At 39.8% G+C, this 19681-nt stretch carries 19 protein-coding genes, 1 pseudogene and 1 CRISPR repeat array; of the genes and pseudogenes, 13 read left to right on the plus strand and 7 right to left on the minus strand.

Annotation, left to right across the window (positions count from 1 at the left end; all coding sequences use genetic code 11):
- Positions 1 to 232 precede the first annotated feature (232 nt).
- A complete protein-coding gene (locus tag AC504W_RS24440) occupies positions 233 to 1840 on the plus strand; it encodes a sensor histidine kinase (protein WP_494874786.1) in 1608 nt (535 codons plus the stop codon).
- Positions 1841 to 1907: 67 nt separating this feature from the next.
- On the opposite strand, the gene AC504W_RS24445 is transcribed toward AC504W_RS24440, so the two are convergent.
- The 3 genes from AC504W_RS24445 to AC504W_RS24455 all read right to left on the minus strand — a co-directional run bounded on the left by AC504W_RS24445 (position 1908) and on the right by AC504W_RS24455 (position 4859).
- A complete protein-coding gene (locus tag AC504W_RS24445) occupies positions 1908 to 2375 on the minus strand; it encodes a DUF4870 domain-containing protein (protein WP_494874787.1) in 468 nt (155 codons plus the stop codon).
- A 74-nt stretch (positions 2376 to 2449) separates the two neighbouring features.
- Entirely contained in the window at positions 2450 to 3592 is a 1143-nt protein-coding gene (locus tag AC504W_RS24450) for a DUF1822 family protein (RefSeq protein ID WP_494874788.1), read from the minus strand.
- 94 nt (positions 3593 to 3686) lie between these two features.
- Positions 3687 to 4859, minus strand: a complete 1173-nt coding sequence (locus tag AC504W_RS24455) for a sigma-70 family RNA polymerase sigma factor (protein WP_494874789.1) — start codon at positions 4857 to 4859, stop codon at positions 3687 to 3689.
- A 284-nt stretch (positions 4860 to 5143) separates the two neighbouring features.
- On the opposite strand from AC504W_RS24455, the gene AC504W_RS24460 reads away from it, so the two are divergent.
- Both AC504W_RS24460 and AC504W_RS24465 read left to right on the plus strand, forming a co-directional pair.
- A complete protein-coding gene (locus tag AC504W_RS24460; RefSeq protein WP_494874790.1) occupies positions 5144 to 5767 on the plus strand; it encodes a Uma2 family endonuclease in 624 nt (207 codons plus the stop codon).
- 53 nt (positions 5768 to 5820) lie between these two features.
- Positions 5821 to 5964: a hypothetical protein gene (locus AC504W_RS24465; RefSeq protein ID WP_494874791.1), complete on the plus strand. Its 144-nt coding sequence runs from the start codon at positions 5821 to 5823 to the stop codon at positions 5962 to 5964.
- Positions 5965 to 6077: 113 nt separating this feature from the next.
- Here AC504W_RS24465 and AC504W_RS24470 read toward each other — a convergent pair whose 3' ends face one another.
- Complete coding sequence (locus tag AC504W_RS24470) at positions 6078 to 6227, minus strand: hypothetical protein (protein WP_494879451.1); 150 nt, start codon at positions 6225 to 6227, stop codon at positions 6078 to 6080.
- A gap of 539 nt (positions 6228 to 6766) precedes the next feature.
- Here AC504W_RS24470 and AC504W_RS24475 point away from each other — a divergent pair.
- The 7 genes from AC504W_RS24475 to cas5 all read left to right on the plus strand — a co-directional run bounded on the left by AC504W_RS24475 (position 6767) and on the right by cas5 (position 16673).
- Positions 6767 to 9499, plus strand: a complete 2733-nt coding sequence (locus tag AC504W_RS24475) for a type I restriction endonuclease subunit R (RefSeq protein WP_494874843.1) — start codon at positions 6767 to 6769, stop codon at positions 9497 to 9499.
- 42 nt (positions 9500 to 9541) lie between these two features.
- Complete coding sequence (locus AC504W_RS24480; protein WP_494874844.1) at positions 9542 to 11314, plus strand: type I restriction-modification system subunit M; 1773 nt, start codon at positions 9542 to 9544, stop codon at positions 11312 to 11314.
- 1 nt (position 11315) lies between these two features.
- On the plus strand, positions 11316 to 12689 hold the full coding sequence (locus AC504W_RS24485; RefSeq protein ID WP_494874845.1) for a restriction endonuclease subunit S: 1374 nt from the start codon (positions 11316 to 11318) through the stop codon (positions 12687 to 12689).
- Positions 12690 to 12846: 157 nt separating this feature from the next.
- Positions 12847 to 13509 carry a type I-MYXAN CRISPR-associated protein Cas6/Cmx6 gene (cas6, locus tag AC504W_RS24490; protein ID WP_494874846.1) on the plus strand — a complete coding sequence of 221 codons (663 nt, stop codon included), beginning with the start codon at positions 12847 to 12849 and terminating at the stop codon, positions 13507 to 13509.
- A 2-nt stretch (positions 13510 to 13511) separates the two neighbouring features.
- On the plus strand, positions 13512 to 15089 hold the full coding sequence (gene cas8a1 / locus AC504W_RS24495) for a type I-MYXAN CRISPR-associated Cas8a1/Cmx1 (protein ID WP_494874847.1): 1578 nt from the start codon (positions 13512 to 13514) through the stop codon (positions 15087 to 15089).
- Positions 15067 to 16038 (plus strand): CRISPR-associated protein, encoded by a 972-nt coding sequence (locus AC504W_RS24500; RefSeq protein ID WP_494874848.1) that lies wholly within the window; start codon positions 15067 to 15069, stop codon positions 16036 to 16038. The genes cas8a1 and AC504W_RS24500 overlap by 23 nt, the downstream gene beginning before the upstream one ends.
- On the plus strand, positions 16035 to 16673 hold the full coding sequence (gene cas5, locus AC504W_RS24505) for a type I-MYXAN CRISPR-associated protein Cas5/Cmx5/DevS (RefSeq protein WP_494874849.1): 639 nt from the start codon (positions 16035 to 16037) through the stop codon (positions 16671 to 16673). Before AC504W_RS24500 ends, cas5 begins: the two co-directional genes overlap by 4 nt.
- A gap of 249 nt (positions 16674 to 16922) precedes the next feature.
- A CRISPR array of direct repeats spans positions 16923 to 17317; the repeat unit is 36 nt; unit sequence GTGATTCGTGGCTTAATGCCGTTAGGCGTTGCTCAC.
- A gap of 111 nt (positions 17318 to 17428) precedes the next feature.
- On the opposite strand, the gene AC504W_RS24510 is transcribed toward cas5, so the two are convergent.
- The gene (locus AC504W_RS24510) at positions 17429 to 17734 is read right to left on the minus strand and encodes a hypothetical protein (protein ID WP_494874850.1); all 306 of its coding nucleotides are present in this window, start codon (positions 17732 to 17734) and stop codon (positions 17429 to 17431) included.
- On the opposite strand from AC504W_RS24510, the gene AC504W_RS24515 reads away from it, so the two are divergent.
- The gene (locus tag AC504W_RS24515; protein WP_494874851.1) at positions 17733 to 17858 is read left to right on the plus strand and encodes a hypothetical protein; all 126 of its coding nucleotides are present in this window, start codon (positions 17733 to 17735) and stop codon (positions 17856 to 17858) included. The two genes, AC504W_RS24510 and AC504W_RS24515, sit on opposite strands and share 2 nt — an antisense overlap.
- A gap of 4 nt (positions 17859 to 17862) precedes the next feature.
- Here AC504W_RS24515 and AC504W_RS24520 read toward each other — a convergent pair whose 3' ends face one another.
- Positions 17863 to 18156, minus strand: a complete 294-nt coding sequence (locus AC504W_RS24520) for a helix-turn-helix domain-containing protein (protein WP_494874852.1) — start codon at positions 18154 to 18156, stop codon at positions 17863 to 17865.
- Between the two features lie 122 nt (positions 18157 to 18278).
- A complete protein-coding gene (locus AC504W_RS24525; RefSeq protein ID WP_494874853.1) occupies positions 18279 to 18932 on the minus strand; it encodes a hypothetical protein in 654 nt (217 codons plus the stop codon).
- A gap of 60 nt (positions 18933 to 18992) precedes the next feature.
- Between AC504W_RS24525 and AC504W_RS24530 the strand changes: the two genes are divergently transcribed.
- Together AC504W_RS24530 and AC504W_RS24535 are read left to right on the plus strand one after the other, a co-directional pair.
- Positions 18993 to 19346: a hypothetical protein gene (locus AC504W_RS24530; RefSeq protein WP_494874854.1), complete on the plus strand. Its 354-nt coding sequence runs from the start codon at positions 18993 to 18995 to the stop codon at positions 19344 to 19346.
- A 90-nt stretch (positions 19347 to 19436) separates the two neighbouring features.
- Positions 19437 to 19535, plus strand: a pseudogene (locus tag AC504W_RS24535) (DUF723 domain-containing protein); the annotation flags it as partial.
- Positions 19536 to 19681 lie beyond the last annotated feature (146 nt).

Raw genomic sequence — 19681 nt, forward strand, 5'->3', positions numbered from 1 at the left:
TCATAAATTAAAGTCTGTTTTTAGATAGTAGTTGATTTTCTAATGTTGGTAATATTGCTGAAACTTTATAAAAAGTAAGATTTCTATTTTTATATATAAAAATTAGAAAAATTTTTAAAACTTCTGGATAATAAATATTGATATAGTTAAACTATTAGATAGTAATAATATTACTAGTTTTAAGTAATTAAATACTAAGAAAATTCTAGGTTAAAATATTGTAGGTAAACTAATGTATACACCTCAAAAACTAAGAGTTACGCCTTCGCAACTAGTAGCTATCACAGTACTATTAACATTACTCTTATTTATTCCTCAAATTTGGCTTAATTGGCAAGCGTATTATAATTTCAATAATCTGACTCAAAATGAATTTAGATTACAGAAATTGAGCGATGAAATTATTTATCTAGATGAAGTATTAACCATGTCAGCACGGATGAATGCTGCTACAGGTAACTTGATGTGGGAAAAACGCTATCGTCAATTTGAAGTAAAACTTGATAATGCTATTCAAGAATCGATTAAACTAGCACCTCAAGCATATAACAGCAAGGATGCTGAAAAAATTGATATTGCTAATCAGCAGTTAGTTAAAATGGAATATCAATCTTTTGATTTAGTCAAAGAGAATAAACAACAAGCAGCACAACAACTATTGTCTAGTCGTGAATATGAGACGCAAAAACAGATTTATGCTGATGGCGTGATCAAAAGAAAGCAGAATATATCACTTGAGTTACAACAACAAGTTGCCAAATATCGCCAAAAAATATTTTGGGCAATTTTAGCTTCTATTATAAGTTTATTGTTGCTGATTCCGGCATGGCTTTTGGTACTGAATTTATTGCGAGAATACTTAAAAGTGAAAAAAAATGCTCAAGTTGCTTTAGAAGAAACTAATTGGATTTTAGAAACAAAAGTTGCAGCAAGAACAGAAACATTAAATCAGCAAAATATTCAATTAGAACAGACATTACAAGAACTAAAAAATACTCAGGTACAATTGATTCAAACTGAAAAAATGTCTTCACTTGGTCAGCTAGTAGCTGGTGTTGCTCATGAAATTAATAATCCTGTTAATTTTATTTCTGGCAATTTAATATATGCAAAGGAGTATACTCAGAAATTAGTAGATTTAATTAAATTATATCAACAAGAGTATTCTAATAATAACTCAAAAATAACTACTGTAATTAAGGAAATAGATTTAGAATTCATTCTTGATGATCTGCCTAAAATCGTATCTTCAATGACACTCGGTGCTGATCGTATCCGTGAGATTATAATTATTTTGCGTAACTTTTCCCGTCTTGATGAAGCTGAGATGAAAGCTGTTGATATTCATGAAGGAATTGACAGTACTTTGCTAATTTTGCAACATCAGCTAAAAGGTAAGCAGGAACAGAAGGAAATCAAAATCGTTAAAGACTATTGTAATAATTCACCTCTTGTTGAATGTTATGCAGGAGGATTAAATCAGGTATTTATGAATATTATTAGTAATGCTATCGATGCTTTACGCGAGAAGGAATTAGAAGATTTAAAACAAGCAAAAGAACGAAATCCTAGTTGCATTAGAATTCAGACTCAAGTGAAAAATGCAGAATATTTAATAATTAGCATTAAAGATAACGGTTTAGGTATAAGTGAGAAATTTAAAAATAAATTATTTGACCCATTTTTTACTACTAAACCTGTAGGCAAAGGTACAGGTCTAGGGTTATCTATTAGTTATCAAATTATAGTAGATAAGCATCAAGGCAAAATCAACTGTATTTCATCCCCAGGAGAAGGGACAGAATTTTTGATTGAAATTCCGATAAAGCAAATAAAATAAGTAGTCAATCAATTTTAGATTTTGGATTTTAGATTTACTGTGTAAGTCCAGTCCTATCAACTAACTCTCAGCGCAAAATTCGCATTGTCAAAGGATAACGATAATGTTCTCCATGATAAGCTTTGATAGCAGCAAAAGTGACGAGAAAAGATTGTAAGAAAAGTAACCCAAAAACTAAAAATGTCCAGACCAAAAGTAACCCATCTAAAACAGATTTAATTTCGTTAACTGCACCATTGGTTGTGATGGCAATACCACAGCTACCCAGGACGAGTAACAAAGAAAAAATAATTACAATTAAAGTATACAAAGTTAATGAGATTTGAAAGTTTAAAGATTCTCTACCTTGAAAGTCAATCCAAGGATATTGAGATTTTTTTAGCCGCCAAATTACTAAGGGTAATAAAATATTCAGCGGTAAATACAAAGGAATACCCAGAAAGACTAATCCAAATAACAATAGCCATGCTACTAAAGCCGAAATATGACATAACATCGCCCATGTACGCATTTGTTTTTGGACTTGTTTTCTCATGGCTTGTTAATTAAGGCTGTGGATAAATAAAATTGATATCTACCACACTACCTTTAAACTAGCAGGACAAAAGTTTAAAATTTGAGTATTTCTCGCTCATAATTTTCGGGTAAAGGTTCTACTTCCCAAACGATACCTTCACCTGGTTCTAAGGCGACTTCTACATAGAGTTGTTCAACAGCAGTTGTGGCGATATCTTCGTTGTTGGCGAAAGGTTGTAAGTCTTCTGTGAGGAGTCGGAGTTTAAAACCGCCGGGAATGGCTGCGCCAACTATGGCGTTACGCAATTCAAACCGCCAGTAGGGTGAGTCTGGTTCGCCTTGGGGTGTAATTGTCAGTTCGTAGAATTGTCCAGCGATCGCCAGCCGACGTGATATATTCACCTCAGTTTGTCTATCGCCTACACTCCGCGACGCTGCACTCAATTCTAAATTCCAGCGTTCCCAACCAATAGTTTCTGCAAGTTGCGATACGCCACTTTGCAACCATTGTAAAACTGAACGCTGTTCTGGTAATCCGATGCGTTTTTCATAAAGATTTTGTCGCCAACCGCTATGTTCAATTAACCCACCCCAGAGTTGAAAAGGAATTGCTAACCGCGGGGTGATGACTTCGGCGTTAGCGAGGCGGTCAATTAAGTTGTGCGCTTGGGCTTGTGGTAGGGTGGGAATTGCTGTAACAGTGCTGCGTGTAGGTTCTGCTGGACAAAATTCTCGCGCCACCGCTAAGACACTAATATCAGTAATTATTTCTGTCGCATCTAAAGAGTAGGTGCGATCGCCTGGATCATAATTTCTTTTATGCTGGAGTTGGGTATGAGTGCAATAACCCCAAACTCTGACATAGCCTGCATCTGCTTCTACTTGCACAGCTAAATAATAATCACCCAACCAACTGGGTAAATCTACCCATTCTTGTGGTACGCGCAACTCACTCAAATCGATACTTTCACTGGGAACTAAGATAAATCTCATTGCATCTACTGTAATAGCAGTTCCATTCACCAGTTCCCAAAAACTGGATAATGCAGTGGTATTTGGCCAAACCTTTGCCTGTGGTGTAAAGTCCTCCTGTAACCAAGGTAAGACAGCATTCAGGCAAAGTTCATTTAAATAGGCTTGATAATCAGCACTAGGATGAGAAAAAGCTTGACTGCGTTGGCTGAATTCGGGAATCTCTAAAATTAAGTCTGTGGAATTGGTTAAAGTAAAAGTCATGGCGGTGTCTCCGGGGAATGGTTTGGCTAGTTTTGGCGCTACCAGGGAAACAATCTCTTCCCCGCACAGGCTACAAAATGAATTTGGGTATAAGTTAGTGAGAAGATGCACTGTAGTAATTTTGTAGCCATTCTTCCATCACAGCACTCATACTTTTTAGTAAGTCTGATGTCACAGAAATATGCAGACTATCTTTGCACCAGTTAGCCAAAGACCGCAACAAAACCTCCTTAGCTTTGGTTAGTCGCCGCGAAACAGTATATTGTTTCATATCTAGTTGTTTAGCGATCGCATCTTGATTAAGTTGCTGTGCATAGTATAGTTGCAATATTTCTTGAAGTTGCGCTTCTAGTTGGGCGATCGCAGTTGTTAATATCTGATTAATCTCACCTTGCTGTTGAATTCTCGCTTGTGCTTCTTCTTGGGCGACAATTTCGTTAATTAAAGATTCTTGCGTCCCTGGTAAATTATCCAGCAACTCAAATCCATCATCACCACCTTTAGAGACATTCAGAGAATCTGGCGTGGGATAAAGATACTTGCGGACAGCTTTCGCCGCACTGAGTAGCCACTTTTCCAGAGTTTCGGGATTAGCTGGTTGGCTACTTTGGGAATTGTAGAATTTAGCGATCGCTGCCCAAGTGGTATCATCAGGGCGAGATAATTGCCGAGAGTTACTCGCTTTGGTAGGAACATACAAAGTTTTGAAAGCATTCCCAGCCAAAATGTAAGCGCGGACTGTCTCAGGGGATAAACCAGCATTTTGCAAAGATTCTTCTAATCGCTTTTGACTAGTTTTACGTAACAAACCCCAATCACTACAGATATCCACTTCTTGACGCTGACGCAAAGTTTCGCGAATAGCGGTACTAAAAATCAGACTAGCGTAGTTTTTTAAAGTACTACTTTGGGAAGGATTGAAACCTTTGAGAACACGTTCAACTTGAGCGATCGCAATTTGAAAACAATCAGATAATTTAAATTGGCTACTAGCAAAACCCGCACAAGTTTTTTGCGATGTCCAATAACAAGGTTCTTGTAAATACGCCGTGAGATGCTGTTTCGCTAAGGATGCGGTGGCTGAATATTGGCAAAATTTATACCAATACAGTACCCAAAAATATTCCGAATTTTCTTTGGGTATTTGCTGAAGACAACCTTGGATGCTGCGACGCAAGCGCGATTCCGTCGCCCAACGACTGAAGTGATCGGCATCAAACTGCACGAAAGTTGAAAAAATTTCAATAATGCTTTGTCGAGGTTGCATAAAAAAATTACAATCTGACTTATAGGATAACGAAACTGAGTGCTAAGTGCTGAGTAAGCTAATAGTCATTTAAATTGCATCATTTTCATGGTAATAAAAGCCGCAAAACCTCTCCCTTGCGGCCTCAATGTGCAAACTCAATGCTTAACAGCTTATAAGTAAGTCGGTGTACGACCCCACCTGTGGTTCCTGACAGGTGTAGATTGTGTAGCTTGTTAAAATCAAACCAACAATCTAGAACCAAACTGATCCCAAGCAACTACAAACTCAGGACGTAACGAACCATGATCGCAGCCAAAGAAAATTTCCCCACCCTAACCCCTGAAGAATATTTCACTTGGGAAGAACAGCAACTAGAAAAACACGAACTGATCAACGGTCAAGTTTACGCCATGAGTGGCGGTAGTAAAAACCATAGTTTACTTGCCGCTAGATTTATCACTTTGTGTACCAATCATTTAGAAGGGAGTGGCTGCGACACCGCGACTTCAGACCTGAGAATTAATATTGTTGGTACAAATAACTACACCTACCCAGATGCCAGCGTCACCTGCGACGTTCGCGAAGCGTCGGCTTTGCCGAATCGCGATAAAACTACAACCCAATATATTACCTACCCCTGCTTAATCGTCGAAGTCCTCTCCACCAGTACCGAAGCCTACGACAGAGGTAGCAAATTCCGAATGTATCGCCAAAACCCAGCCTTAATAGATTACCTACTAGTCAGTTCTACTAGCATCGAAATCGATCTATATCACAAAAACAACGCAGGCGATTGGTTGATTATCAACTACAAAGCAGGCGACACAATCGAACTCAAAAGCATTAACCTCAATTTCCCCATTGAACAAGTCTATCGCGGTTTAACCCTTGAACCAGAAACCCCAACAGACATCATTCGGCAATAGGTAGTATTTGATAGAACCCATTTGGGATCTATAAATTTACAGGGAAAGAGCCATTGAGAGAAACTTTACTGAGTGCTTGTAACGAAAAACCCAAATTATTAGATCGTAAAAAAATCTTTGCGCGAGTTGTATCAAAATTACTCGACATCATCAACAAATTTGATGACGCTTTTGGTGAGCTTGGGGAAGAAGAATAAAACAATTCTCAAAGCAGGTGATCGTTAAATCAGTATTGATATTTGGTCTATACCAATTCACCAAAATCAGGTAACAGATATAAATCACAAAAGTCCTGCTGCATCTAAGTTTTTTAATTACGAATTGCTAAATGTGATCGCCTAGGCTTTTTACGGAATTTCAAAAGCTGGAACCACCACTTACCGCATTTTATTTTGGAAGCATCAGCTTGCCATTGCGGCAAAGTTATGGGTAAAATCACAAAAGCTGTGACTTTACCCATAACTTTGCCGCTACTGGAAGCATAACTTTGCCGTCAACAACGCTAGAAGGCTCATTCTTGCGTCAGCTAATTTTGGATGAAATTGACAGTTTGGAACCATAACTTTGCCGCTAGTACAAATTGGAAGTATAAGCTTGCCGTGAGTCCAAACAAGCATAGAAAGCAGGAAAGCAGAGGATTTTTGAGAATGGAGCAGAAGCGGTTAATGCTGGTATAGGATAGAAACTTTCGGCTATCCATCTTTTCTAAGTAACTACTGGAGTATTAGAAGATCCTCTTAACCAGTGAGAACATTGCGAACAATAACCTAAACTGTATTGCCAGTCTAACCAAAGTAGTTAGCGATCGCAGTGTCATCGCTGGCAAACTCTCGCTTACATCAACCCCGCTCAACTCAATGCCGAACAGCACTTACATTTACAAGAAAACCCTGAACTTGTTGATATACTTAGATGTGATTTACACAGGGTTTTGAGGGAACACTAATAGGAGACAAAACTCTGACTCTTCTTGCTAAGTCACTGTTCTAGGATGCTGTAATGTCTTTAAGTGAAGCCAATACCAGAGAGAAGTTAGTTGATCCGGCGTTAGAAAAAGCAGGATGGAACCTCACAAATCCCGATCAGGTGAAAATTGAGATTCCGGTAGATGGCTACGATGCAGCACCTTGGAATGGAGTAACAGACTACTGCTTATATCAGCCTAATGGGGAAGTTATCGCTGTTGTCGAAGCGAAAAAACAAAGCCGTGATCCCCTGATAGCACAAGCACAGGTAGAACATTACGTTACGGAAATTGAAAAACATCAAAGTTTTCGTCCTTTTGCTTTCCTAACAAATGGTGTAGAAGTCTATTTCTGGGATGTGGGTAACTTTGCCAAACGGCAAGTTGCCGGATTTTTCTCACCAGCAGATTTAGAAAATTTGCTTTACCTCCGCCAAAATAAAATACCCCTGATTGAAGTACCGATTAATAGCCAAATTGCGGGGAGGGCGTATCAGCAAGAGGCGATTCGGCGGGTTTGTGAGGCGTTTGATCAAGGGAAGCGTCGTGCTTTGTTGATTATGGCGACGGGTACGGGGAAGACGCGCACGACAATGGCGATTATTGACTTGTTTCTGAGGGCAAACCAAACCCGTAAAGTCTTGTTTGTAGCCGATCGCGATAATTTGGTAGATCAAGCTTTGACGGATGGTTTTAAGCCGCATATCCCTAATGAACCATGCGATCGCATTTTTACCCACAATATCGACAAGACAAAACGCCTGTATACAGTCACTCTGCAAACTTTGGCGCGTTGCTATCAACAATTCACCCCGGCATTTTTTGACCTGATTATTTTTGATGAGGCACATCGGTCAATTTTTAACCGCTTTCAGGAGGTGATGGAGTACTTTGATGGCCGAATGATTGGGCTAACAGCTACTCCAGCAACTTTTGTTGACCGTAATACTTTTAACACCTTTCACTGCTTTGATGGAACCCCTACCTTTCTCTACGATTTCACCACAGCAGTTAATGAAAAATATTTAGTCAACTTTAGCCTTTATCGCGCACAGACGAGATTTCAACGCCAGGGAATTCAAGGAGCAAATCTCAGTGAGGAAGACCGCAATGCTTTGATAGAACAAGGTCTTGACCCGGATGAACTGGATTATTCCGGGACAGAGTTAGAGAAAACTGTCAGTAATAGAGACACTTTGCGAAAGCAATGGGAAGAAATATTAGATAAATGCCATAAAGACGAGTCTGGACAACTACCAGCGAAAACAATTGTATTTGCTCTGACTCAGCCTCATGCTCTACGGCTTTGTCAAGTATTTGAGGAAATGTATCCCCAGTATTCGGATTTGGTGCGGGTGATTACTCATGAAACCGAATACAAGGGAAAGTTGACAGGCAAATTCAAAAATGAGGATATGCCTCGGATTGCGATTTCCGTTGATATGCTGGACACCGGGGTAGACGTACCAGAGATCATGAATCTGGTATTTATGAAGCCAGTACACTCGCAAATAAAACTCTGGCAGATGATTGGGCGGGGAACCCGCAACCAAGAGGCTTGTAGACGTTTGGAGTTATTGCCAAATCGTACCAAGCAAGAGTTTTTGATTATTGATTTTTGGGAAAACGAATTTGAGGCGCAGCCACAAGCAGCAGTGGCGCAAACTATTCCTGTACTTCAGCGAATTTTTAACACACGCTTGGATTTGCTGGAGTTGTATTTGAGTGAGCAGGAGTCGCCAGAGTGTCAAGCGGTAATTGCCAGTTTGCGCCAACAAATTGCCGAAATTCCTATGGATGCTTTTACTGTCAAGAAGCAGCTAAATGAAATCGAGGAAGCTTGGACGGATTCATTTTGGGCTTACATTACTCAAAATAAATTGAAATTTCTGCGACTAAAAATTGCCCCACTGCTGCGCTTTGTTCCAGGAGTAGATGTAGCCGAAGCTACCTTTACTAGCAAAGTTGAGCGATTGAAATTGGAAATTAAGACTGAGGCGGCAAAGCCTGATACATTACAATCTGTTGCTGATGATGTAAGCCGCTTACCAGACTTTGTGCATCAGGACACCCAAAAGCAAGGCGCAGTAAAGTTGTGTTTGTCGTCTCGGTTGAAAAATGCAACTGTGGCTGAATTAAATCAGGTGATTGCTGCTTTAGCCAATCAGATGAAGAATCGACGACAACGCCCCAGTGTGTTTTTAGAGTTAGACTTGCCTGATTTTGTGGAAACCCGTGGCTTCATTACTCTGGGTGAGGGTGCTGAACAGGTGTATGTGGAAGAGTACAAAAAACGTGTGGAAGGCAAGATTACAGAAATCGTGGAAAATCACCCCACAGTTGCAGCAATTCGCCAAGGGGAAGTAGTGACAGATTGGCAATTAGTAGAGTTAGAACGAACTTTGCGGCAAGGTTTGGGGGGTGGTAATACGCAGCTTTCGGAGTCAAATATTCGCAAGGCTTACGGGTTGAAGGTAGGGAGTTTGTTGGCGTTTCTGCGATATCTTCTAGAACTGGATGCGATTCCTGATTATGAGGAGGTGGTGAAGCGTCAGTTTGAGGAATATATTGCTCAACATCAGTATAATGCAACTCAGATTAATTTTTTGCGGGCAGTGCAAAGTGTATTTTTGCAGAAGCGCAGGTTAGAGGTGGCTGATTTATATGAGGGTGCATTAGCAAGGTTTGGGAAGAATGCGGTGGATAGGTTGTTTTCTGAGGATGAGGTGGATGAACTGTTAGGGTTTACAGAGCAGTTAGCAGCTTAGATTTATTAGTTTCAATAAGTTAAAAATAATAGATATTTAATTATGCTCACTGACACTAACCTAAAATCAAAAGTTGATCAACTTTGGGATAAGCTATGGACTGGTGGCTTATCTAATCCAATGGATGCGATCGAGCAGTTCTCTTTCTTGCTCTTTCTTAAACGCTTAGACGAGGCTGAAGATTTAAGGGAACGACAAGCCAAGCGACGTAAACAAGAGAATTATCAGCCAAAATTACCGTTAGAAATGCGGTGGCGACATTGGACACAGATGAAGGCTGATGATGCTTTAAGTCATATTAAAATTAAGGTCTTCCCCTGGCTGAAAGAAATCGGTAATCCTAAAACTCAGGAAGAATCCAATGAAATAGATAATCCTGAAACTCAGGAAGAACCTAATGAAATTAAAAATTCCTTCAGTCAGTATATGCAAACTGCGGAATTTAAAATTAATAAACCAAGTCTGCTAATTGAAGCCTGCAAAGCCATTGATGAGATGAAAATCTCGGAACAGAATCAGGATGTGCAGGGGGATTTGTATGAGTATTTATTATCAAAGCTGAGTATTGCTGGGAGAAATGGACAGTTCAGGACACCCCGCCATATTATCCAGATGATGGTGGAAATGGTGGAGCCTAAACCCACTGACAGAATTGGCGATTTAGCTGCGGGTACTTGTGGGTTTCCTGTCAATGCCTATCAATATATTTTAGAAAAACACACCAATCCAGAAATATTGTATGACGACAAAGGGCAAAAGCACCTAGTTGGGGATCTGCTCTCTGCTGAGGAGGCGGAGTTTCTGCAAACTCAAGCTTTGACTGCATACGATAATGATTCTGGAATGACGATGTTACGCATCGGTTCCATGAATTTGATGCTGCATGGTATTGAGCATCCCCGGTTCTTTTATATGGATACCCTTTCTAAATCTTTTAATGATGAAAAAACTCTGGATTTAGTATTGATGAATCCGCCTTTTAAGGGAGCAGTCGATCCTGGTGATGCTCATTCCACTCTGGCGGGTAAAAGCAAAAAATCAGAATTGCTATTTCTGCACCTAATTCTGCGCGTCTTGGATATGGGTGGTAGATGTGCGGTAATTGTCCCGGATGGGGTGCTGTTTGGTTCCAGTAAGGCGCACGTCGAGATTCGCAAAAAGATTATAGAAGAAAATCGCCTTGATGGGGTGGTATCAATGCCTAGCGGCGTGTTTAAACCTTATGCGGGGGTGTCTACAGCCGTGCTGCTGTTTACTCGTGGGGGAACCACTGACCGGATTTGGTTCTACGATATGGAGCATGATGGCTTTTCTCTGGATGATAAGCGCCAACCTGTAGCTGAGAACGATATTCCTGATATTCTTAATTGTTGGCGGAATCGGTTTAATGCTGATTTCACTAAGCAAAGGGAGGAGCGTTTAGCCGAGTTGAAAGAGCAAATTGCACCTTTGAAGACGGAACGGTTGCGACTGCACAAGGAAATTAACCGCCTGACTTTTGAAAATGCCATTGCACCCGCCGATGATGAGGATACCCGTCTGGCGTTGGAAGCAGATAGGCAAAAACTGGCACAACTTCATGAGCAAATGTCACCTTTGCAAGCGGAGATTAATCAATTAAATCGTCAGTTTTGGGTGAGTAAGGCGCAGGTGAAGGGAAATAAATATGATTTGTCAGCAAGTCGTTATCGTCAAATTGAGCAGGATGAAGCATTTTATGATTCGCCACAGGTGACTCTTGAACGAACTTTGAAGTTAGAGGCAGTGATGACGGCGGAAGTGAAAGAAATAATGGATTATTTAGCATCATTCTAATATGGAAACTGCCACTTTTGAAACCAGAACTATTGAGGAAGTCATAGAAAAAGTCATAGATTACCGAGGTAAAACACCTCCAAAAACAAAAGATGGTATTAAGCTTATTACGGCAAAAGTAATTAAGGATGGTTGGATAGTAGAGGGTAATCATGAATATATTGCTGAAGATACGTATAAATCATGGATGACTCGTGGTTTTCCAAAAAAAGGAGATGTTCTAATCACAACTGAAGCCCCTTTAGGAGAAGTAGCTCAATTAAGAACCTCTGAAAAAGTAGCACTTGCCCAGCGAGTTATCCTTTTACGAGGAAAGCAAAATGTAATATCACAAGAATATTTACTTTATGTTCTTAAAACAGCATTTGTACAAAAGCAACTGTATGAACGCTCAGCAAGTACAACTGTATTAGGAATAAAGCAGAGTGAGTTACTGCAAGTTAAACTTCCATATTTCCCTTTAGCAGAACAAAAGCGGATTGCAGCAGTCTTGGAAAAATGCGATCGCCTGCGCCGCACACGCCGCTACGCCCTACAACTCAGCGACACCTTCCTGCAATCCGTCTTCTTGCAAATGTTTGGTGATCCAGTTACTAATCCAATAGGTTGGGATATTCAAAGTCTAGATGATTTCATTCTTGATACAAAAAACGGTATTAGTAGACGAAGAAAAACTTTTGATAATGTTGGTACTATAGTTTTAAGAATTAAAGATGTTGGTTGGGGAGTAATTGATTATTCCGAACCTAATCGGATAGATTTAAGTGAAGAAGAAAATAAAAACTACTGCCTTTATGATAATGACCTATTATTAGTGCGAGTTAATGGCAACCCTGATTTAGTTGGCAGATGTGCTGTATTTAAAAATATAGACGAACCAGTTGCATTTAATGATCATATTATTCGCACCCGACTAAATCATAAAGTTGTCAACCCCCTTTATGTTGTACATTTGTTGAATTCTCCATACGGAAGACATCAATTTAAAGGTTGTATTATTACTACTGCTGGACAATTCACAATTAATCGCACAGGTATATCAAATATTGTGGTTCCAGTTCCTCCTCTCCCCCTTCAAGAAAAATTCGCCCAAATCGTCCAAAAATTTGAACGCTTCCGCACCCAACAACGGGAAGCCGAACGCCAAGCAGAACACTTATTTCAAACCCTGCTGCATCGTGCCTTTCGGGGTGAACTCATATCTTCTGATTTCGATGATGAAGCAGTATCAGCCTTATCTAAAGAGATTGGCGTAAAACAGGCAAAACCAAAATCTACAGGTGACGTTTCTGAATATATCCATACCAAAATCAGTCAACAAGAAACAGAAGCAGTTCAGCTAACCTTGCCAGGATTGGAATGGATAGAGGAATGAAGTGCGATCGCAACTTATCCCTCTGCGAACAAATAGCGATTACAAAACTTTTCAGTCTAGTGAATGAAGCAGAAGCGTTTACCCTGATCTAGAATAGAAACTTTCTGCTATCCGTCTGTTGTGAGTAGCTACTAAAGTTTTCTCAAAATTTCCATTTATGGCTGCCATATTACTTCAAAGTGAGGAATATGTAGACTTAACATTTAAACTTAGAGGCGCACCTATTCCTCTTGACAACGGTTATCTTACCTACGCTGCTTTATCCCGTATTTGTCCTCCACTACATGAACTAAACAATATTGGGATTCACCCGATTGCTGGAATACCCACCAGAAACAATTTGCTTGAACTCACTGCTCAATCTCGTCTCAAAATTCGGATTCATCATCAACAGATTCCTTTAATTTATCCTTATTTAGCAGGTCAAGCTTTTCATATCGGTCACAATTCTTATCAACTAGATATTCCCGACTACAAACCGTTAATTTCTTCAGAAAGTGTCTATTCCAGATTAGTGATAATTACAGGCTTTCAAGAAGCTACTACTTTTATTGAAGCTGTGCAACGGAAACTGGATAATAAAGGAATACAAGGAAAAATTGAACTACTTACCCGACAAGATGGAACACCTCAAAAAAGACAATTAACCATCAATAAACAAGGGAGACAGTTTAAAGTCAGAGGATTTGGCGTAAAAATCAGCCAACTCAACCCAGAAGATTCCTTAATCCTGCAAGAACAAGGAATAAGTGGGAGACGAAAGATGATGTGTGGAATATTTGTCCCAGCGACTCGCACCAAGGAAGAACAGGAAACCTGATCATGGTTGCTACCCAACCCAAAATTTTCCTATCTCTCGATGCTGCGGATACGACAATAATGCACCGTGTCGGAATGACGGGACTTTATATGACTTTAAAGCGATTAGAAAAGCAATATCCCTCATCTCGTCAACGGGGAGGAAATATATCATGGTATTTGACTGCTGATACTATTGAATTATTCTGGCAAGGAAGTGATTATGTCGCCCTATCTTGGTTAATTAAGGAGTCTTTTCAACTAGATGATACAGGTTTAATTCATTTAACAGGATTAGAAAATGATGCAATAGATTTAAGCCAGAAAATCCACATTCATGAGGGAATGTGTGTTGTTTTTCTTCGTCATAATCAGTTTTATCAAGCAGGAGAGATAGTTAACACTGAACTGACGGTTGAAGAACAAAAAGTCGAGTATCAATATAAATCCCTAACTTGGTACGCACATCAAATCTTTACAGAGAAGTTATGCGATACAAATACCCAACAACTCAGACAGGATTATGTTCAAATAACCAGTTGGTTGTATTTAGGAGGAATTGTTCGCCATGCTAGAACGCAGAACGCTACAAAACTGGAAGAAAAACCTAAATATGCCTTAGCATTATTATTTGTACCAGTAGTTTGTCATTATTGCTTACTTCATATTCCATCAGAAGACTTGAAGGAAAAGAAACCCCATCGCTACCTAGTGGTGATTCCAGAAATCAAGGATTTTGAAGATGCTTCTCAAAGAAGATGGCGATTACAGCAATTAAAAACCAAACAGCTTCATGTTAGTAGCGTTGGTGAAGCAGGATTACTTTACTACAGCTTAGACGATACTCAGCCCCAAGGCGACTACTATCAAGCTTGTCAAGTTTGGTTATATGAAAAAATGAATAAAGATTCTCGTCAAAGAACATTGATGAGTATAGACGAAATTGAAATTGATAAGAATACTTTAATCACTTATCAACAGGTTCAAAAATACTTTCAAACTAACTATCAGCAAATTAAACCTAAGCAAATTTTTATTAAAGTGAATCCGATTCGTTCTTTGATTGCTGATAATTTAGTAAAAAGAATCCATTGGTGGTCTAATTTTTGGGAAAAATTGGTGATAGATGATTCAAAAGGATATTTATTTAACCAGCTATTTTTCAACCGCGAAGGATTCATAAGAATGGCAGAAAATAGTGAAGAAGACAAGCAGTATCTGATTTTCATCAAGGTATTTCAGCAAGCGATGAAGGGCAATTTTGCTAAAATGTATGCCAAAGCCCAGAAAGGAAAAGACCCTCCGATTAAGAAGAAAGTTGAACGGTTAAGGGCAGAGCTAAACTATTGTTATGATGAATTGTCGTTTAAGGAGTATTTGTCCGACTTTTTAGTAAGAGGAGGATTAAATAAGTACTTTAATGAGCATCAAGAAGAAATTTCACTATTAATTAAAAAATCACCTTGGCAAGAAATAAGAATTTGGGCATTGTTAGCGATCGCCAGTTATAAACCCAAAGATAAACTCACCAATAGAGATGATAATTCATTGCCAAACAATCAAAACCCAGAAGAAGTGAATGATGAGTCAGAAGAAGAGTGACAGTAATATCCCCAATTATTATCTTTATGGAACAGTCCTCACTCGTTATGGTTTAGCTTCCTTAAATCATGACATGAGGCGAGGAAATAAGACTACTCTGCAAAAAGGCTATTGGAATGATGGGAAGATTTATTCTATTGTAGGTTCGAGTGCAATTCGTTGGGCGTTACGTTTTTATCTGCAAAAGCAAGGTTATTTAGTTAATCGAGTTTGGGATGAAGACGAACATATTAATCGGTTAACAAGTGAAGATTTCGACCCGGAAAAATTTTATGATGATGATATTTTTGGGTTTGCTTTATTAGAGTCTGCTGAAACAGAGGAAGAAACTTCAAAAACCAAGAGAACAAAGAAACAAACAAAAACCAGCACTCCTAATCAGCGAATGGGTGCTTTAGGAATGAATCACGCTGTTTCACTAACGCCTTATGATGGTGCAGTTAAGTTAGGCGCGAAAAGTGGCAGAGATAAGGATAGTACATCGCTTCATTTTACAGAATATCATGCAACTCGATATCAATATTATTTTGGAATTAATGCCACTCATCTCAGAGATTTTTCGCGGATTTTACCTCTGATAGATGGGATTATGAATCTTCCCAAGGTAGGAGGAAGTAGTAATATTTTTAATTATCCTTTTTGTCCTGATAGTTTTGTATTTCAATGGACAAATAATTTGCCTTCATATATTTCCTATTGCTTTGAATATTGTGATCCTAAGAGTAAGGACGTAAAACTTACACAAGAGTTTATAGATGAGGTGGAATGCGGGCAGATTGACCCTAGTAAATTATGGATTGGGGGAACAATTGTTAAGGAGTTACAGCAATTGGATGATTTTGATAATTCTCCTTTTAACAAGGCGCATATCTATCGTAATCGAAATGAACTGATTGAAGAGTTAAAAACAGTCATTAAAAGAGATTTGAGGTTAAAAGAATCAAAATGACTGCACCATTAATTCTCTATTTGGATGTTCCATTTGCGACTTTTCGGGAGTCCCATGCAAGGGAAATGGGAAAAACCTATCCTGTCCCTCCTCCAGCAACAGTGTATGGGATGTTGTTGTCTTTGGTAGGGGAAACGGATGTCTATCGCCACTGTGGGGTAGAATTGGCGATCGCAATGTTATCTATCCCTAAAAAGTCCCGAATTTTGCGTCAAATGAGACGGTTTAAGAATGCTGATTTTAGCCATCCAGAGAATGTTATTCCCGGTTATCAAGAAATTTTGTCTAATGTGAAGTGTTTGATTTGGGTTCGTTCTGACGGGGAGAAGATACAACCAAGTTTAAGTGAGAGGATACAGTTAGCCTTTGACCATCCTGAGCTAGTAAGACGGTTTGGTTGTTTATTTTTGGGAGAAAGTGACCAGTTGATTAAAACGATTAAACTTGTGACCCAAGATTATTTAGAAGGGGTGAGACAGTGGGTGATAAGGGATAATCGAGGCAGGTTAACCTTACCTTATTGGGTTGACCATGTGGGGTCAAGAAATACCCGATTTTTGAGGTGTGGGATTGAGGAAATGCCAAGCTCACCACCTCCTGATTTAGCGTGGACAATGATTCAATCTCCAATTTGACAAGTATCTCTATATAGGAAAGGGAATTTAAGGTAGAAGAATGGCGGGAAGGTTTACACGCTAAGGGATATGGTAATTAAGGTAAGGAAAAAGGTGCTTGCCATTTTTGGAAAAGTTTATCAGCACTGGGTTTGAGGGGCTGAAAGTAAGGGAAACTTTGGTAAGTTTTGTGTTTTTGGTTTCTCGATCTGGAAGGTACTTGTAAGATTGTAAATGAGCCTTCCTCAGTTAAAGGTTTTCACCCTTGCTGTGATTCGTGGCTTAATGCCGTTAGGCGTTGCTCACTAATGCGATCGCCTCCCCTCCAATGTCCAGCGCAGGTGATTCGTGGCTTAATGCCGTTAGGCGTTGCTCACTTTACTGCTTAGAATATCGTCACGCGAAGCATCACAAAGTGATTCGTGGCTTAATGCCGTTAGGCGTTGCTCACTTGTCCCCGTTAGCATATTGAAGCCGAAATATAGCGTGATTCGTGGCTTAATGCCGTTAGGCGTTGCTCACCGCCAAGAGTTAGATACATACTGGAGTCGGATTACTGTGATTCGTGGCTTGATGCCGTTAGGCGTTGCTCACAGAATTAGCCTATCCGGCACGCAGCTACTGTATACGTGATTCGTGGCTTGATGCCGTTAGGCGTTGCTCACAGATATGAGATCAAATTATTGACTGCTATCGCAGAAGTGATTCGTAGCTTTAGAAGTAAAGAGACGTGAACTGAATCACGTCTCCAAGTGATGGGATAAATGCTTTGTGTGTTAGGCTGCGTCGTCTACCAGTAAGCCATTCACAGCGATGATGATGATTTGTGCTGCTAAAGGAGTGTCACAACGTAATCTATCGTCGCTATTACAGGGTTGTGCTACCCATTTCCCCTCTAGATTTTGGTAGAAAGTGCCAAGTAGTTGAGAAGCATTCCAGACTCGATACAGTTCACCTAAGTCATCTGGTACTGAGTCAATTTCAATTTCTGGTGCTACTGGGTCGGCAAGCTGGTCAAGATATTCCTCAAACTCTGATTCAGCCAAGGCTGGGTTATCAAATTCATCTTGTACAATCATCATGAGTGACCTCATTAATGGGGTTGAACAAAAGGCGATCGCATTTCTCTTGGCCGAGGGCGATCGCCTTTTTGAGTACATCAATATATTAGTAACTTTAGTAGCTAAAATCAACGAGCCTATTTAAAACTTTAATTTGTCACTTCGACTGTGCTTAAAAAATTGTTTACCGAGATTCCTAATGCAGTACAAATAGCCTCTAATACTTTTAAAGAAACGCTTTCAGACTCACCATACTCTAATTTCTTTAAGTTTTGATGCGAACACTCACCACCTCTGGCAGCAATTTCATCAGCCAGTTTCTGGCGTGATTTTTTTCCACGTAGTCGCTTTAAAACTGTTCCTCTATCTTTATTCCAGGCTACAGATACAACGTCTTCAATATAAATATAAATTCTGGTTTCTTTTTCACCCTTGTTGGACATATAATAGCTACAGCAGTAAACAAAATATAAATTTCTGAGCTACTACAGTTTACAAACTATAACGATCTAGAGTAAAAGTGAGCCTCCTTTAGAAAAACTGACGCTGAACCACCAAAAGTCATTTAGTTTTCATTCTTATCAACAGAAGCCCAAACATGCAGATTTGCCTTGCTATGGATAAAAATGCGATCGCAATGTTGAGATTTTGATTCCTGGTAAGCCATTAGTATCTTTAGCGGCGTTTTGTTTCGCGGGTCAATGACTATAAACTTGCCATGTTCATCTAGCACAACATAATTGATGGCGCAATCGCGTATCAGGTCAAAATAACTATAGCCATCTTCATCCTTGCCAGCTTTACCACCAGTAGCATAGAAGGATTTCTCTAAAGCATTAATGATTTGATTCTGCTTAAGATTTTCTTTTAACTGCCCAATTTCCTGTTGCAATGTGGTCTTTTCGCCACTCCAGCGTTCTTTGAGTTCTTGGAAATTGCGCTGTTCTTCCAGTTTGCGCTCTTCGTAGGTTTGGGCTAATTGCTCAAGTTCCTGGAATCGCTTCGGGTCAATTCCTTGGATTTTTTCAAGCTGTCCCGAAAGTTCAGCAACTTTGGTTTCTAAATCTTTGGCTCTTTTAGCGGCCTCGTCTCGCTCCGTGCGGTTGGCTTTGGCTGTGTTGAGGATTTTAGTAACTTCGTCGTCACTATATTGTTTTACTGGTGTTGATGAATCTTCTAATTCAGAAGGCATACGCATCACGCGATATATTGTCGCCACCAGAATTCCCAATAGTTTTGCAAATTATGAGCTTTGCTTGAGTAAGCAGAATGGTAGAATTTGAGCGCATCCGCATTCACGTTATCTCAGGATGACTCAACCGCAAAACCCTCCACCTTCCCAGTCAGCCTCGTCATCTGGGCAAATCCCTGCTCAATCAACCGTGCAGATGCAAACTACGGCGGGCAAACGCACAGGGAAAATATTAATCAGCATTTGGGAGCCTGTGAATTTGCTGGGTCAAAGCTTGATGGGGGATTACTGGAAAACGGTTTATCTGTCCATTCAGGATGCGATCCTGTTGAAAATGCCTTTTTTGGAGACAGCACAGGACTTACAGAGGATGCCAAGCGTGACCTAGAGCAACAAGGGGCTATTTTTGGCGATCGCCCCCCAGTTCCCACTTCCAGATAAAACAAAGATGAAAAATTTGAGCCAGTCGCGTGGGCGGCTCTGCCGACTTGAGCGAACTGGCGTTCGCAAGCACTAACAACAGAAGAATTCATCCAAAAAGCTCGTGCTAAACATGGCGATAAATACGACTACAGCCTAGTAAGGTATGTTAATGCAGAAACCAAAATAACTGTCATTTGTTCTGAACATGGCAGCTTTGATCAACTTCCTTACAATCATCTTCGGGGAAACGAATGTCCTGAATGCTCAAGGGAAAATATAACCGAGACGAAGCATAGTTTTGAGTACAAAGGAGTTCAGTATCGAAGTATTAAACACGCTTGCCAAAAATTAGG

It is taken from the genome of Nostoc sp. C96 (genome assembly GCF_059384975.1).